The organism is Schinkia acidoalkalinis (assembly GCF_054301215.1).
This window is the reverse complement of record NZ_CP182573.1, coordinates 2602136-2618676: the sequence shown is the minus strand read 5'-3', so window position 1 is coordinate 2618676 and position 16541 is coordinate 2602136. Positions and strand designations below refer to the sequence as shown.

The window sequence follows — 16541 nt, the reverse complement described above, 5'->3', positions numbered from 1 at the left end:
ATATTTTGTCTTACCTCAAGTTAAAAATTGGTGGTGTTTTGCTTTATGTTAGTGAACGAAATCCCAAAGGAAAAAATTAAATACTGTATCGAAGGTCTTCAGGAGATATTCAGCCCCGCTTCTGAAGGTGATTATAGAATAGTGAAACGGGCTCTTTCATTATTTAGAAATGGCGCTGTTTTTAATGCTTCGGCTAAAGGCGACACGATTAAGGCCGCAGTTCTTGATGATGGAGAGGATTATGAGGTCGAGCTTGAGTTGGATTTTATGGAAATTAGCTATTGCAGTTGCCAACAAGAAGAATTTTTTTGTGTTCATAAATTAGCGGCACTTTTTTATGTCTTTTCATTGTTTGACAGTCCCGGAGAATTTTTTAATAACTGGAAAGCTGGTCATCAATACAAAGCAACTGAAAAAATGCCGTCAACGCCGAAAAGAACCATTTTTGATGCCTCTAAGAAAAAGGAGCGCATGTATCAGGAAGATTCACTTGAAAGCTGGCTTGCTTATTTTAATGAAAAATATGTGCAGTTTACAAAAAAACGGGAGGCTGTAAAAGCGACATACTGGAACTATCCGCGAAATTCAAATATTGCAGAGGACCTGTATGAGACATACTACCCTGCCCTAATGGATACGCCAATGCCGTCATCACCTTATGGCGAAATATTATTTCATCTCCACGCTGCAGTGACTGTTTTTGAAAAAATACTGGAATCAGCTAGAGACAGCTATGCCACTACTTATTCCAATCATTATACCGGAAAATATTTAAAGGAAATTACATCTGACATTGTTGAGCTTGCATTCAATGCTCGTGAATGTCATTTCAAGCAAACCGATGCAGATGAAATGATTTTGCAGGCAACACCTGCACGGATGATGGATATTTTTTTACTAACAAGAGACTTTCAATATGAGCGTTTTTACCTCTTTCAAGTCGTTTGTACAAATTTGATTCGTAAAAAAGAATCCCTTGATGAGCTTGCCCAGAAATTCGTAGACCGCAGCAAAGATGAGGAAAAATTGAAGCAACAAGGAAAGGTCAATTTTTCTTCAGAGTGTCGCTTAGCCCTTGCCCACTTTGATTTCATGGTAGAAAAAGATCAAGAAGCTATGCAGCGTCTTTCAGATGGACCAGCAAACGAGGTTTTCTATTATACAACATGGTTTAAATCATTAGCGCAAAATAAGCTTTGGCAACGCTTTGAGGCATGGCAACCTTTCATTGTGGAAAGAATGCATGATTTTTTCCATCAATATGGCGACCAGCAGCTAAAGCAACAGCTCACATCCTTTTACTTATACTTTATTAAGTTATATATGAATGAAATAAACGACGAGTCTATTTTCATCAATACTTTGCATAGATGGCTGCCATACAGCTACGTTGATTTCTCCGAACATTTATTGGAGAACAACGAATATAAAAAGTGGACAGAGCTCCAGTTATTTATTGGTATACCAATTGAAAAGATGGACCGTGACCTTTTAAAAGAAATCGAAAGCGAGGACCGGGTCTGCCTCCTTCCTCTTTATCACAATGCGGTGGAAGAGCAAATTTCTGTGAAAAGCCGTGATGCATATCGGCAAGCGGTAAAATATTTGCGGAAATTGCGTACACATTACAAGGCTTTAAAAAAGGAAAATGTATGGGACCACTACATTCACATGCTTTCAACAAAATACAAAAGATTAAGAGCCTTTCAAGAAGAACTGCGAAAAGGGAAAGGAAAATTAATCAATGATTAAACAACTTGAATATGAAATTGATATCAAATATTTGGACTCCAAACTTTTTTTTATGTCAGCAAAGCACGCTCAGCAAAAAAGAATAGTCCCGGTGGCTGAGTGGCGGCCACTGCTCTTCTCTTGGCATGCCGACAGCTATTTTGGCACAAGTTTTGCTGAAATGAACGAAGGGGTTTTGTTGTCATCGTGGGAATTGCTGCAATATTTCTCGGACCCAGGGCATCAGAGTTCACTGTTTTCATTTGCCTTTAGCGAGCGTATTGGCTGGCTAAAAAAGTGGGCACCGGTTATTTTTACAGAGATTCAAGAAGGGCATTTTTCTCCTGATTTTGAACAGTGGAAAGCTGGGACATTTGGTTGGAAAGTCACGACGGCACTTGACGAGATTGAGAAAGAACCATCGATGTTTACACCTGATTTTGTCCGTAGTTGGGTTTCAGAAGCAATCAAGGGATTTGTTGAGCAAGATGAGGAGTTAAGCAAGCGTTGGCAAATAATTTCGGAAAAATATCCATTATTAGTAAAAGAAGGTTCCGGCCTACATGATGAGTCAGCCAGCTTTTTAAATGAAGAAACATGGCTGGAGCGCATAGGTTGGAGTGAGGACCAAACACCATTTACGGTTGAATTGCGATTGAGTGAGCCCGTTGCTGAAGAGTTTGAAGATAGTGCTATTCATGAAGGATTAGCCACCAACTTTGCGAATAATGATTCCAACACCTGGACATTGGATATTATTTTACGGGATAAAACAAATGCAAATCATTGGATCGTCTGGCAAAACGAACGGACAGACCCGGAAATCCCCGCTGAATGGCATGGTTTCCTAGATAAAATTAACAAAAGCATCACACTATGGTGCCACATCGCTCCTTGGCTCAAATCACCTGACGATGAAAACAACATCATTCATACCCTTCGTGAGGATGAAGCTTGGACATTTTTAACCGAGGCGAGCATTCAGCTTGCAGAAGCAGGGGTTGAAATTCTCCTCCCAGCATGGTGGCAGGAAATTCGAGCGATGAATCCAAAGCTAAAAATTCAACTGCGTTCTTCAGTTGGGTCGGCCCAGCAATCATTGCTAGGCTTACAAGCAATTGGTGATTTTGATTGGAAATTCGCGACTGGAAATGCTGAATTGGATGAAGATGTATTTTTACAATTAGTGGAGCAAAACCGCCGCCTAGTCAAAGTCAACGGAAAATGGATGAAGCTGGACCCTACTTTTATCAAGCAAGTAAAAGAAATCATGGTGCGCGTGAAGAAAGAAGGCCTTTCCTTCCAGGATATTCTGGCTCAAGAATTAACGACGGCTGCAGGCACGGATGACAACAATGATCATGAACTCGATAACCCATTGTCGCAAATTCAAATTGGGTTAAACACTCATTTGGAAAAACTACTTTTCCATTTGCACAATATCTCAACTATTCCTTCTATTAAAGTACCAAAAAGTTTGAATGGCGAATTACGGGCCTATCAACAGCAAGGTGTCGAATGGCTTGTATTCCTGCGAAAGTTTAAATTTGGTGCATGTCTTGCCGATGATATGGGTCTCGGCAAAACCGTACAAATGATTACCTACTTTTTATACGTAAAAGAGAAGGAAAAGCCAAAAATGCCGGCATTGATTATTTGCCCGACGTCTGTTCTTGGAAACTGGCAAAGGGAGTTGCAAAAGTTTTCTCCGTCTTTAAAGGTGTATCTCCATTATGGAAGTTCGAGAAAAAAGGGCGAAGAATTGGCTAGCCTTGTTCAGGATTACGATATTGTTTTAACTTCCTATGGGTTGTCAGCCATGGATGATGGGGATCTAAAAGGTATCCTCTGGAGCACCATTTGCCTTGATGAGGCGCAAAATATTAAAAATGCTTTTACAAAGCAATCAAAGGCAATCCGGAGTTTTAGCGGTCAGCATCATATCGCGCTTACGGGTACACCGATAGAAAACCGCCTCACAGAACTATGGACCATCTTTGATTTTATGAACAGAGGTTATTTAGGAAGCCTGACCTCCTTTGTAAGAAGATATGTAACACCAATTGAAAAAAATAAAGATGAAAAAATGATCAAACAAGTACAACAGCTTGTAAAACCATTTTTACTGAGACGTACGAAAAAAGATGAAAGTGTAAGCTTAAATTTACCTGATAAACAGGAGCAAAAAGAATATATTCCGCTTACCGTTGAGCAAGCGTCACTTTACGAACAACTTATTCAGGATACATTTGACAGGATTGAAAAGCTGTCGGGCATGGAAAGACGCGGCTTGATTTTATCGATGTTGACAAAGCTAAAACAAATTTGCAACCATCCTGCCCTTTATTTAAAGGATGATTTTTCAGAGTCCACTTTAATTGAACGGTCTAATAAAATGGAAAAACTGTTAGAGCTGATTGAAAATATTTTGGATCAAAACGAGAGCAGTTTAATTTTTACCCAGTATATCGGAATGGGAAAATTAATTCAGCATGTCGTTCATGGGCATTTTGGCGAAACTGTTCATTTTCTACAAGGGAGCTTAAAGAAGCATGAACGGGATCGAATTATCGATTCCTTCCAAGCCGGTGAACAAAAGCTGTTGATTTTATCATTAAAAGCCGGCGGAACAGGTCTGAATCTTACCGCTGCGAATCATGTCATCCACTATGATCGTTGGTGGAATCCAGCGGTTGAAAATCAAGCAACCGATCGCGCCTATCGAATTGGTCAAAAACGCTTCGTTCATGTTCACAAGCTTATCACTACGGGAACATTGGAAGAAAAAATTGACGAAATGATTGAAAAGAAGAAATCATTAAGTGATGAAATCATTTCCGGTGAAAACTGGATTACCGAGTTATCAACTGATGAACTTCGTGATTTGTTTACACTTCGCAAGGATTGGAATGAGTAATTCAAGAGGAAGAGTACGGGTATCATTGAATAACCTGTACTCTTCTTCTTTTTTCTTTTTCACAGTATTAATAGTTTTTATTTTTCTTATATACTTTCCTTCATTTTACTTCACAGTTTACACATAGTTTATTCATAGTTTGGACACACAGACATATTTTAAAGTTTTTTCGGAGTGCTACAATGAAAATGTAAGCAACGAAAATAACGTACGTACAGTTAAAACGATAAGAAACAGGGGTGTGATGAAAATCACTAAACCGTTAAACAAAATGAATATAGTTATAGTAAATCAGTTGCTTAAAAATTTTTTATATACATTGTGAAAAATATCACAAATATTTTAGGATTCGAAAATGATAGATTGATATAACAAAAAACTTATGAGGTGATTCGAAATGTTAAAAGGTAAAAAATACGCAATCCCAGTTGTAGTAAGTGCATCATTATTATTAGCAGCATGTGGAGCAAATGACACAGCAAAAACTGTAGCCCCACCTCCTCAAGCTAAAGCAGAAGCAGCAACACAAGTGATTGCACCGCATAAGGATTTAAACCAAGCTCCAACTCCTCTAAAAGTGGACCGTGTTGGAGATCATGAAGTAAACGTTGAAATGACTGCACAAATCACTGATATTGAAATCGACAAAGGAAAAATGTATAAAGCTTGGACATTTAATGGTCAAGCACCTGGTCCATTAGTTGTAGTGAATGAAGGCGATACAATCAACTTTACACTTAAAAATATGGATCCAGCTATCCCACACAGCATGGATTTCCATGCCGTACACGCAGCACCATCTAAGAAGTTTATCGATGTAATGCCTGGTAAAGATGGCAAATTTACTTATAAAGCTAGCAATCCTGGTGTATTCATGTACCACTGCGGTACAAAACCAGTATTAGAGCATATCGCAAACGGCATGCACGGTGTTATTATTGTAAAACCTAAAGATGGTTACCCAACTGATAGTCAAGTTGACAAAGAATATGTTCTTGTTCAAAACGAATGGTATAAATATAATGATTTAGATGATATGACTAACGGTGTTCCTAGCCAAGTTGTATTCTCAACAAAAGCTTTAAAAGAAGGCCAACCAAATACAAATGGTGATACATTCACATTAAAAGAGCATCCACTATTAGCTAAAGTTGGTGACCGTGTAAGATTATATGTGAATAACGTAGGTCCAAATAAAGTAAGCTCCTTCCACGTAGTTGGTACAGTAATGGATGACGTATATCTTGACGGTAACCCTTATAACCACCTTAAAGGAATGCAAACTGTAACATTACCAGCAAGCGGCGGTGCAGTTGTTGAATTTACAGTAGTTGAAGAAGGCAACTATACAATCGTAACGCACTCATTTAACGATGTTCAAAAAGGAGCTGCAGCTATTTTAAAAGTAACGAAAGATGGCAAAGATGATGCCCCTGCAGCAGCAGCTAAATAATCGTTTTGAATTTCGACAATATGATAGTTTCTAAGAAATCAGGTGAAGGAGTTTTCACCTGATTTTTTTTCCATTATTGGAACAGGGACCTTGTTGACATTATTTTTCAAATTAATGAATCTAACATCATCTGCTACAACTTCTGTCACATATACGCGCTTTCCTTCATTATTATCATAATGCCTTGATTGGAGGCGGCCCGTGATGCCAACCAAAGATCCTTTTAAACAATAGTTTGCTAGACTTTCCGCCTGTTTACGCCAAATATTACATTGCACAAAATCCGCTTCATACTCGCCTTTCACATTTTTATAACTACGATTAACTGCAATAGTAAAGTTTGAGACTGCAACTCCATCGGCTGTATAGCGCAATTCTGGATCCCTTGCGATTCTTCCCACTAGTGTTACTTGATTTATCATTGATAATCACACCCTCACTTTTATTTTTACAGTGTAATTCGATAAAAAGATTAGTCATTAGCTTCAAGCTGTGGCACGGGAGTTTAAACAAACGTTTCATTAACTTGGAAATTTTGATTTCTTTTCACATAAGTACGATTTCTCATGAGGACGAAACATAGATGAAATGGAAAATGGGGATGTTCCTTCTTTTAGCCTCACCCTCTATCAAAATGAAGAATCGTGGGCAAATGATCCTTTGTATTGGGGGTTACAGCATTTTGTAAGAATGAGAAAGAAAGACCATTTTGAGGTTTTTCTCAACTCAAGCGGAACTGGAAACGTGATTTTTTTAGTTATTTCTTCTAGTCATCTTTGCACTAGTTTCTATCTTCACTTAATTACCCTCCCTTCTTACTAATAAAATACTAACTTACGAAGCTGAATGCAAACCGACAAAATTGAAATTCACAGCCTCTTCTTCCAACAAAATTCCGATTTTTACTTAGGGAATTTTTGAAATTCCAAAGAAAAGTAGATGGATAAAATTGAGTATTTATTAAAAATTAATTTTTTTATAGGATCTCCCAAACCCCTACCACTCAAGGATAGAAGTGGGACTTTTCAACACGGCATGGTTAAACTGTAAATAAATGTTTAAAACATGTTATAATATCGGTAAGACAATTAGTACCCGAAAGGAGTGCGCTGCCTGTGAAGTCGTTTCGACTTTGTTCTTTAACGGTTTACGTTGAATTAAATAATCAAACAACAAAGCACTGCATCCCATTAAACGATGGTTTAATTATTAATAAAGAGTGTAAAGATGACCTCTGGTTAATTGAAGGCCTCGTTCATAAGGATTTTTACCAATTTTTCACTTCTTTAAAGAAAAATAACGAGCCAATGGTTGTCGAAGCAATTATTACCAGCATAGACAACACTCCTGCATCCTTTGCTGCGAAGGTAAGGGATCTTAAATTTTTAACAGACCAATTGCAACTGCTGTTAGACGGAAAAAGGCTAATCCGCAAAGGTACGTTCTCGGATATTATTCTAAATAATTTAATTCAAAAAGGAATTTCAGGAGAAAAATTATTAAAAGAGTTTAGACGAATTAAAAAGGAACGCGGCAGTGATTTTCAAGTAATGGTTGAAAATGAAATAAAAGAAATTAAAGCTAACAATATTATTTAGGTAAAATAGTAAAATCAATATTTTTTTAAAACAAAAAAATGCAAAGGAAAATGAATCCTTTGCATTTTTGTACTATGCCTAATCTACTCTAACCTCTAATTCTGTTTATTATATTGTTGAGTTCAGTATCATGCTTACCAGTTTTTGAACTTAGATATTCAATATCTACTTTTACACCTTTAATCTCGTCAGAAACAACACCAAAAACTTTGTGATGTTCGTCTAATTTATCGTTTGTAAATTTAAAATTACTACGCAGTTCTGATGAAAGATTATCAACTTTTGTTTCGATTCGCTCTTGACCCTCTTTTAAAACTACTACATCTTGTTTTACATCTGACATATCCTGTTTTAAGCTTGATACATCTTGTTTTAAGACTGATACATCTTGTTTTACATCTGACATATCTTGTTTTAAGTTCGATACATCTTGTTTTAAGCCGGATACATCTTGTTTTACATCTGACATATCCTGTTTTAAGCTTGATACATCTTGCTTTAAGACTGATACATCTTGTTTTACATCTGACATATCTTGTTTTAAGTTCGATACATCTTGTTTTAAGCCGGATACATCTTGTTTTACATCTGACATATCTTGTTTTAAGTTCGATACATCTTGTTTTAAGCCGGATACATCTTGTTTTACATCTGACATATCCTGTTTTAAGCTTGATACATCTTGTTTTAAGCCGGATACATCTTGTTTTACATCTGATATATCGTTTTTTATGCCTTTAATCTCGCTTAATATTTGGTTTAAGGTTTCCTTCATCTTAAACAACTCCATACTTTATTGATTACAGTATAACATATAATTGTTTCCCTGAACGTCCGCCTCAATTTTACCTTACAATTGCCTCCGAGGCTGCATCATCTGGTGGATCATCCCTTTTGCTTTCTACTTTAAAAATGAAGTACTGATTTTTGTCTACATATTCGTTTTTCACAAGAATGATGGATTTCCCTTCTTTGATATATGAAATAACCTTCCATCTTTTTTCTTCCATTTTCTAGTAGGCACTTCCCCTTTTCTTTTGTACCAAATACAAGAGTGGTGATAAATATCTATATAGATAAAGTGCTTCCTCAAGGTCATAATTCTCCTTGCCTTGTTTGATATACTCAATTAAGCCGTCTATAATGGGAATTATTTGATTTGATGATAATGCTTCATGATCATCGCTTAGAATGGACATTAGCTCTGTTACCTTACCAGGGTTTTTATTTAAAGACTTAGAAAAACAAAAGGCTAATGCAATTTGCAGACTATGATAAGAGGATTTGGTAATATAAATTGTATTTGGTTTAAGACAGTCTTTTTTTAACCTATTCAGGGATTTTAATTCTTTCTTAATGACTTCTGTAAGCGTAAGATCGTGTGAAAGCTGCTTTTGACCCATTGATTCAACCATAATATTCAATTTTTTACCCTTGTTATGCAATAGTGTATTTTGCATTTTTTCCATCTCCCTTCATTTTTTTAAAACCGCTGGTGGAAAGGGCTTCCCGCCAGCGGTTTAATAGGGGCGCCTTACTTTTGTAATGCGTCATAATGCGGGGCAGGTTTTGTAATGCGAAATAAAACGGGGATCATTTATGTAATAAGAGCGAATAGGCTTGAGTTAAGGAGTAACCACACTTTTTAAAAAAAACCTTTCGCTCCTATACAACCATTCCTTAACGACATCACCCAATTTTTGTCGCGTTTTAGCAAAGATTGTATGATACCGCTTTCATTTTAAGTATTCCCCAATATTGTATCCCTCGTTAAAAACTTGTCATAATTTTATAGATTACTTGTAAAATTATGTCGTAAGTATAGCATAGGTCTTTATACCTAGTAAATAGGTTATTTATAATTTTAAAAAATTATTTTAACAAAACAAATTCACCGTGAATTTTGATTTTCCCTTTTAGTTCCAAATTAAAAAGCAGCTCCTCCATTTCCACCTTTGTCATGCTGAGAACTTGCTGGGTCTTAGAAATTAACATAGGGGCATGCTGCAATAGTGCTAACAGCTCTTTTTCACCAGGCAGAATTGGATCCTCTTGTATTTTCGTAAAAGCTGGCCTGTTGATAGCATTATCTAGTATTTTTAACGAATGAATCCCCAAATAAGGCTTGGCATGTGATTCTAAAAGAATATTTGACCCTTTTCCATTCGGTTCATCAATCCGATGAGGAACAGCATAAATTTCCCGATTATACTTATCAGCAAAATTTGCAGTGGTAAGAGCACCGCTTCTCTCACCGGCTTCGATAATAATGATTTTATCTGACCAAGCACTAATCAATGCATTCCGCTCCAAAAAATACTTTGGAAAGGCAATCGTACCCGGCGGGTATTTCGATAGTATTGCTCCACTTTCAAGCATTTGCTCATAAAGCCTGCGATGTTCTGGGGGATAACATAGGTCAACCCCATTTGCTAAAAAAGCAATTGTATAACCACCGGTTTGAATGGCTGCTGTATGGGCGTACCCATCGACTCCTTTTGCCATGCCGCTTATAATTGCAATATTGTGATGTGAAAGTTCAACAGCAGCTTGCTGCGCTATGTGTTTCCCATAAGCTGAACACCTTCTTGTGCCGACAATCGCAACTGAGGTTTGTGTTTGTTTTAAGGTGCCTTTCACATACAAAACTACGGGGGACTCAGGACATGCTTTTGCGATATTAGAATAATTTCTACTATCAATTGTAAGAATCTTAATGCCCTGTTTATTACATAATTCTTCAATTCTTTTTGCTTTATCAAGTGAACGATTTTGCGAAATGGCTTCAAGCACACGAGAGTTAACGCCCTCAATATTATTTTGTAATTCTTGTAGATTGGCGAAATATACATTTTCAGGTGTACGGTAATATTTTATTAATCTTTTTTGTAAAACCGGACCTATGTTTGGTAGTGTTGATAGCCATAACCAGTATATTTTCGTCATATTACACCACCAAAAAATCCCGTTGTTCTTTATCAATATCTCTAGACATCAGGCTGTTCATCAAATCAATTTTCCGAATGTCCAGTGAATGGTCAAGATCTGCAAAAGTTCTGGCAACCTTTAAGAATTTATGCAATGTTCTAGCACTATAGTGAAACCTGTTGTAGGCTTCTTTAATTATTGCCTCATTATCACGATCTAATTTACAATATTTTTTTATATAAGCTGGAGTTAAATCAGCATTACAGTTTATTTCAGGATAATTTTTATATCGTTTTCGTTGAATTTCCCGTGCATCTTCAACCTTCGCCCTGATTTGCACAGAAGTTATTCCGGCATATTTTTCTTCAAAAAAATTAACGGAAGAAACATGCTTCTGGATATCGATGCGATCCAATATCGGGCCAGATAATTTCTGTCGGTATCTATGAATCTCGTAATCTGTGCAGCGGCATTTATCCGTGCCATAATATCCGCACGGACAAGGATTCATGGCTGCAACAAGCATAAAGTTGGAAGGATATGTATTCGTATGATTGACTCTAGAAATAGTTACTACATGATCCTCAAGTGGTTGCCGCAATGAGTCCAGCGTGTGCCTATTAAATTCAGCTATTTCATCTAGAAATAAAACGCCGTAATGTGCAAGGGAAACTTCACCAGGTGTCGCATGGTAACTACCACCAATTAGTGCATGTTGTGAAATACTATGATGTGGGGAACGGAATGGACGATTCACAATAAGATTGCCTTTGAATTTCAGTAGGTTTGCTACACTGTATATTTTTGTGACTTCAAGGGATTCCTCTTCTGTCATTGTCGGAAGGATGGTAGGGATTCTTTTGGCAATCATTGATTTGCCGCAGCCTGGTGGTCCTGAAAGTAGGAGATTGTGATTACCCGCTGCCGCTACAGTAATATATTTTATGAGTTGCTCATGTCCTCTGACATCTGCGAAATCCAGATTTTCATAAGATGCTGGACGTTGAGTTTGTGGGGATTTTTTTTCCGGCTCAAGTGAGCGATAGCCTTCAAGCAGATCCACAACATCCAGTAGTGAATCAGCGCGGTAAATATTAATATCATCGACTAGGAGGGCCTCTTCAACATTCTCCTTTGGCACAATTAAATGGCGAATTCCTTCCCTTCTAGCTTTCATCACCATTGGCAAAACACCAGAAGAAGGCCTTATTTCAGCGTTAAGTGAAAGTTCCCCGATAAATCCAAATAATTTCAGGGAATCTGGATGGACCTTAATTTGATTTGACCTTGATAAAATGCCAATTGCCATGGCTAAATCAAAATGTGTGCCTCTTTTTTTCATATCTGAAGGGGCAAGATTAATGACAAGCTTAAACATCGGAAATTCAAAACCAGCTGTCTTGATGGCTGAAACCAGTCTCTCTTTCGCCTCTTTAACCGCTGCATCTCCAAGTCCCACAATGGAAACTGACGGTAGGCCGTGAATAATATCAGTTTCGACTTCTACGACATACCCATCGACGCCGGAAATACTAAAACTAAACACAGTTGATGCCATATTCTTCGGTCACCTCACTTGTTATCGGAATCTTCGTTATCTCATTCTATTTTTGTGGTTATTTGAAAATTATGATGTGGCTTTTTTCGAAAAGCAAAAGGTCTTGGTAGTTAATCCTGTTGAGGATGCGGAATTAATGAAAGAAATTGACTCGTGTCATTAAAAAGTGGATCTGGTTTATTGGGGTATTTAGCACCAGGTTGCGATGGCCGCAACTTCCTAGCCATTCTTGTATATTACCCTTTTGATAGTTTCTACTATTAACTAGTAGTATACCTAGTTTTAACAAAAAAGTAAAATGTTTTTTGCAAAATTGTTAAAATATTTTGTCATATAAAGAAAGATAGAGCAGTTTTCCACCCTAATCCTGCATTGAAGATATGGATTAAGACTGAATAGCAGCGTGCTCCCCTTCCAAGGCTTTCCTTCCCAACCAACTAACCTACTAGCCAACCACAAAAAAAAAAGACCATTAAATTAATTAATGATCTCTGCAAAATCACCTTTTTCGCCATTAGCGTAAATATAGGCTTCGTCATAACCAGGGTCGTCCGACTTGATTTTATACCATGTACCATCATTTTTCTTAACCTCATCCAACACAATCATGATAACTCCTGCATAGCGATGTTCATAAATAATGCTATCCTTCGTGCTTGGACCGGTTCTTACATTTAATGATGGCACCTTGCTGATTGCTAGACGGTAATGATTCCAGTCTTTTTTTCCTAAATAACTATCAGCACGATACATGTGCCCGGCAATTTTTTGGCCCCAGTAAGGGTCAGATGCGTAGAATGATGTGACTCCTACTCCTTTGTGGCCTAAAAATGAGCCGTTATAGAAGCTCTTGTCCCCTGGCGTTAAATAATTTTGTTTAACATATTTTGCTGCATATAAAATACATTCTTCAAAGCTCGCAAACTCTTTGGCAGAATTATAGGCATCTGCATCAATTGCGCGAATTCCGTATAAATTATGTTTATCAGTTGCTATTTTACTAGTTCCATATGAACTTTCATGAATCGCATGGGCCATTAAGTACAATGCATTAACGCCTGTTTCACTCTCAGCCTTTTTAAAAGCCTCACCCAATCCTATCAGCGGTGAGTTCGGACTTTGCGATGCAATATACTCATCCAATTCTTCAGCTGAATAGCTCGTTTCTGAAAGGAGCGGCACGTAATTAAAATATTGATAGTATGTGCCTTTTGTGAAATTTTTTCCATCAAAGCTATAGTCCCTATCGCCTTCTTTTAAAAATGAAGGTGCCGGACCGAAAACATAGCTTTCATACTTTCCGTTTTGGGCAACATAATGGCGTAAATATCCATCTACTACCCTATAATAAGATCTTTTTTCAACCTCATCTTCAGCAACAATTTGTACATCAGCTTTGTTTACATACCCTTTAACCCCGGCAACCTCAACCTCCACCCGATTTCCTACGAGTTCAAGGAATTTCATTTCCGTACCGATGTTAACATATGTACGGACACGTTGCGTTCCATCTTCATAAACATTTAAAAGCTTTGTTGCAATAACAAGATTATTTTTATTTGGATCGATTACTTCTGCATCAGCGCTGCTATTGTTCTTGGCTGCCTCTTCTTTTTCCTGTTCTGCCTTCTGTTTTTCCTGTTCTGGCTTTAGCTTATCCTGCTCTTGTTTTTCAAGAAGACTATACAACTTGTTAATAACAGCAGCCGTTTGGGCACGTGTTACGCTTTCCTTTGGTCCAAATTCTCCGTTGGAATAAATACCATCCATCATCCCATAGGCAAAAATCGGTTGGATGTCTTTCAAATACTTAATGTTTTGTTCATCCGTAAATTTTGGCTTTTGCGCTGGACTTGCAGTTAATCCCTTTGAAGTGATCACCCTGCTTACCATTAGTGCAATTTCCTCACGGTTTAACGTTCGGTCCGGTAAAAACTTGCCATCCCCTACGCCATTTATAATACCAGCAGCGGCGGCATTATTGATTTCCGGAGCCAATGAATGGGTAACGGTATCATCGAATAGATTTACAGTTGTATCTGGTAAATGTAAAGTCCGGTTTAAAAATGCAGCAAACTGTGCTCTCGTAACGTTTTGGTCAGGTAAAAAATGTCCCATCCCGTCACCATTCATAATTTTCAATGACTCGAGTGTGCGCATCTCCTTTTCAAACTGATGCCCCGTGATATCGTCATTCGCTGATACTTGGTTACTAGAAAAAATCATCAACGAAAGACCTAATACAGCAGCCGTTATGTTACGTTTTTTCATGTCACTCTCCCCTAAAGAATCTTTCTATCTATTTTATTTTTTACGCAACAGCCCCAACCCTATTTCACTGCCTCCACCGCAAAAGTGTCTGTGGATTTTTGATTAAGCAGCGCACGGTATAGGAATGTTGCAAACTCGCCTCTTGTCACTGTTTTTTCCGGAGAAAATGTTGTTTTCGTTGTCCCACCAGCTAAACCAGATTGATAGATTTTAGAAATATCCAACTTAAATGGTGAAGAAGCGACATCTGCAAATGGCATCGTAGCTGAATCTGCACTGCCACCCGCTTTCAATTGGAAGGCACGTGCCAGTAACGCTGACATTTCACCTCTTGTTAAAACATTTCCAGTGCCAAATTGGCCCTTCGATTTCCCTGACATAATGCCAGCCTTTTTAACCGCTGCCACTGATTTGTAATAATAGGTATCAGACTTCACATCAGTAAAACCAGGGTCTTCTACTGCTTTTGTATCCAATCCTAGAATTCTAGTGAAAAATACAGCAGCCTGCTCCCTCGTCACATTGGTGAATGGACCAAAGCGCTTTTCACCAAGCCCTTTCAACAGACCTTCATTATACAAAACGGTTGCAGAATCTACGAAAAAGTCATTCGCTTTTACATCGGAAAAAATTACCTGATTTTCTCCCTTTGCTCCTATTTTATCAGATGTTTTAAAAGAAAGAACATAATCTTTTGTGCCTGAATTTATTTTTAAAAGATAACTAGAATTCGGGTCTAATAGTTTTTTTGCAATAATAGTAAAGCTATTCATCGTTGTAGGCACCACATTGATATCTACATTGCTGCCACCTAATTTAATGAGGGAAATCTGCCCTTTTAGCTTATTCGCTGAAAGTACTCCATCCAATTTCAGCCCGATTTCCACATTACGCGGCACAGTCCCATTATATTTTTCCCCCGTTAACATGGACGCATCATCATTCAATAACAGCATGTCACGATGTGCAGTCTCCAGTTCGTCGCCAATTTCTGTTTCAACATCGGGAGTTATACCAATCTCATTGATAACCTTTCCTTCAGGGGTGTAAAACTGGGCAACAGTCATTTTTAAAAAATTCCCACTAGATAGTTGGAAAACAGTTTGGGCAACCCCTTTTCCATAAGTGGTTTGACCATAGATTCGCGCACCTTTTTGATCCTGAATCGCACCCGCCAAAATTTCTGAAGCACTGGCGCTTTCGGAATTAACAAGCAAATAGATTGGACCATTAAGTTGCGGATCCTGCTTATTTGTCAAAAATACTTTTGCATCATGGTCTTGTCCTTCAACAATTAATGCAACATCAACGTTGGGGAAAAAGCCGGCAACATCCTGAGCGGCATCCAAATACCCCCCGCCATTATCACGGATATCAACAATCCAGCCCTTCACTTCGCCAACGCTTTTCATCGCCTTTTTCAATTCGGCCACTGAATCCTCATTAAAGCTGTTCAAACGAATATACCCAATATTTCCTCCAAGCCACGCGGACTCTACTATTGGCGCAATTTCGGTCATGGCACGATTGATATCAATGCTGAGGGTCTTCTTTGTGCTCGGGCGGTAAACCTTCAAATGAGCTGTCGTGCCAGGACTTCCCAATAAAAATTGTTGAGCGTCCTCAATTGTTTTACCAGTTAAGCTCGTCCCATTCACTTCGATGATAATATCATCCAAACGCAGGTCGGAATGAACGGCAGCACCTGTATCAAACAAATGAACAACCTTAACCCCCTTCTCATGCTGCTCTCCAATAATACCAATGCCAACATAATTCATGTCAATGGAGTTTATAAAATCATCAAACTCCTGTTTGGTAAAATACTCCGTATACGGATCCAATTGTGCGAGGATTTCATCAATCGTTGGCTTGTCTAAAATCTCTTGGCTGACAGGCATATAATAGCCGTCCTTTAAAAGCTCACGAATTTCATCAATATCATCCGCAAAGGCTACATTTTGAAACGATAACATAATGATAGAAAAAATAATAAAAGAATAAAAATTCCTCTTCCTAAAAAATGAACTTTGCATCTGATGAACTTCCTCTCAATTTTTTACATTAATAATATTTCCTATAATA

At 37.8% G+C, this 16541-nt stretch carries 12 protein-coding genes; 4 read left to right on the top strand and 8 right to left on the bottom strand.

The features are described 5' to 3' along the window. Positions 1 to 45 precede the first annotated feature (45 nt). The 3 genes from ACNQFZ_RS13320 (at position 46) to ACNQFZ_RS13310 (ending at position 6101) form a co-directional block, all read left to right on the top strand. A complete protein-coding gene (locus tag ACNQFZ_RS13320) occupies positions 46 to 1752 on the top strand; it encodes an SWIM zinc finger family protein (RefSeq protein WP_458411828.1) in 1707 nt (568 codons plus the stop codon). Continuing rightward, positions 1745 to 4648, top strand: a complete 2904-nt coding sequence (locus ACNQFZ_RS13315; protein ID WP_458411827.1) for a DEAD/DEAH box helicase — start codon at positions 1745 to 1747, stop codon at positions 4646 to 4648. Before ACNQFZ_RS13320 ends, ACNQFZ_RS13315 begins: the two co-directional genes overlap by 8 nt. A gap of 397 nt (positions 4649 to 5045) precedes the next feature. Then, positions 5046 to 6101: a multicopper oxidase domain-containing protein gene (locus ACNQFZ_RS13310; RefSeq protein WP_458411826.1), complete on the top strand. Its 1056-nt coding sequence runs from the start codon at positions 5046 to 5048 to the stop codon at positions 6099 to 6101. 38 nt (positions 6102 to 6139) lie between these two features. Here ACNQFZ_RS13310 and ssb read toward each other — a convergent pair whose 3' ends face one another. Then, positions 6140 to 6523: a single-stranded DNA-binding protein gene (gene ssb, locus ACNQFZ_RS13305; protein WP_458411825.1), complete on the bottom strand. Its 384-nt coding sequence runs from the start codon at positions 6521 to 6523 to the stop codon at positions 6140 to 6142. Positions 6524 to 7216: 693 nt separating this feature from the next. Between ssb and ACNQFZ_RS13300 the strand changes: the two genes are divergently transcribed. Continuing rightward, positions 7217 to 7699, top strand: a complete 483-nt coding sequence (locus ACNQFZ_RS13300; RefSeq protein ID WP_458411824.1) for a YwpF family protein — start codon at positions 7217 to 7219, stop codon at positions 7697 to 7699. A gap of 88 nt (positions 7700 to 7787) precedes the next feature. Here the strand turns inward: ACNQFZ_RS13300 and ACNQFZ_RS13295 are convergent, their stop codons facing one another. From ACNQFZ_RS13295 to ACNQFZ_RS13265, 7 genes are all read right to left on the bottom strand, one after another. Further along, a complete protein-coding gene (locus tag ACNQFZ_RS13295; protein ID WP_458411823.1) occupies positions 7788 to 8474 on the bottom strand; it encodes a hypothetical protein in 687 nt (228 codons plus the stop codon). Positions 8475 to 8544: 70 nt separating this feature from the next. After that, positions 8545 to 8709 (bottom strand): hypothetical protein, encoded by a 165-nt coding sequence (locus ACNQFZ_RS13290; protein WP_458411822.1) that lies wholly within the window; start codon positions 8707 to 8709, stop codon positions 8545 to 8547. Between the two features lie 3 nt (positions 8710 to 8712). Beyond that, positions 8713 to 9159: a hypothetical protein gene (locus tag ACNQFZ_RS13285; protein WP_458411821.1), complete on the bottom strand. Its 447-nt coding sequence runs from the start codon at positions 9157 to 9159 to the stop codon at positions 8713 to 8715. 412 nt (positions 9160 to 9571) lie between these two features. Continuing rightward, positions 9572 to 10645, bottom strand: a complete 1074-nt coding sequence (dprA, locus tag ACNQFZ_RS13280; protein ID WP_458411820.1) for a DNA-processing protein DprA — start codon at positions 10643 to 10645, stop codon at positions 9572 to 9574. Between the two features lies 1 nt (position 10646). Further along, the gene (locus tag ACNQFZ_RS13275; protein WP_458411819.1) at positions 10647 to 12185 is read right to left on the bottom strand and encodes a YifB family Mg chelatase-like AAA ATPase; all 1539 of its coding nucleotides are present in this window, start codon (positions 12183 to 12185) and stop codon (positions 10647 to 10649) included. 477 nt (positions 12186 to 12662) lie between these two features. After that, on the bottom strand, positions 12663 to 14456 hold the full coding sequence (locus tag ACNQFZ_RS13270) for an S-layer homology domain-containing protein (RefSeq protein ID WP_458411818.1): 1794 nt from the start codon (positions 14454 to 14456) through the stop codon (positions 12663 to 12665). Positions 14457 to 14515: 59 nt separating this feature from the next. Beyond that, positions 14516 to 16492, bottom strand: coding sequence for a S41 family peptidase (locus tag ACNQFZ_RS13265; protein WP_458411817.1), 1977 nt, complete (start codon positions 16490 to 16492; stop codon positions 14516 to 14518). Positions 16493 to 16541: the final 49 nt, after the last annotated feature.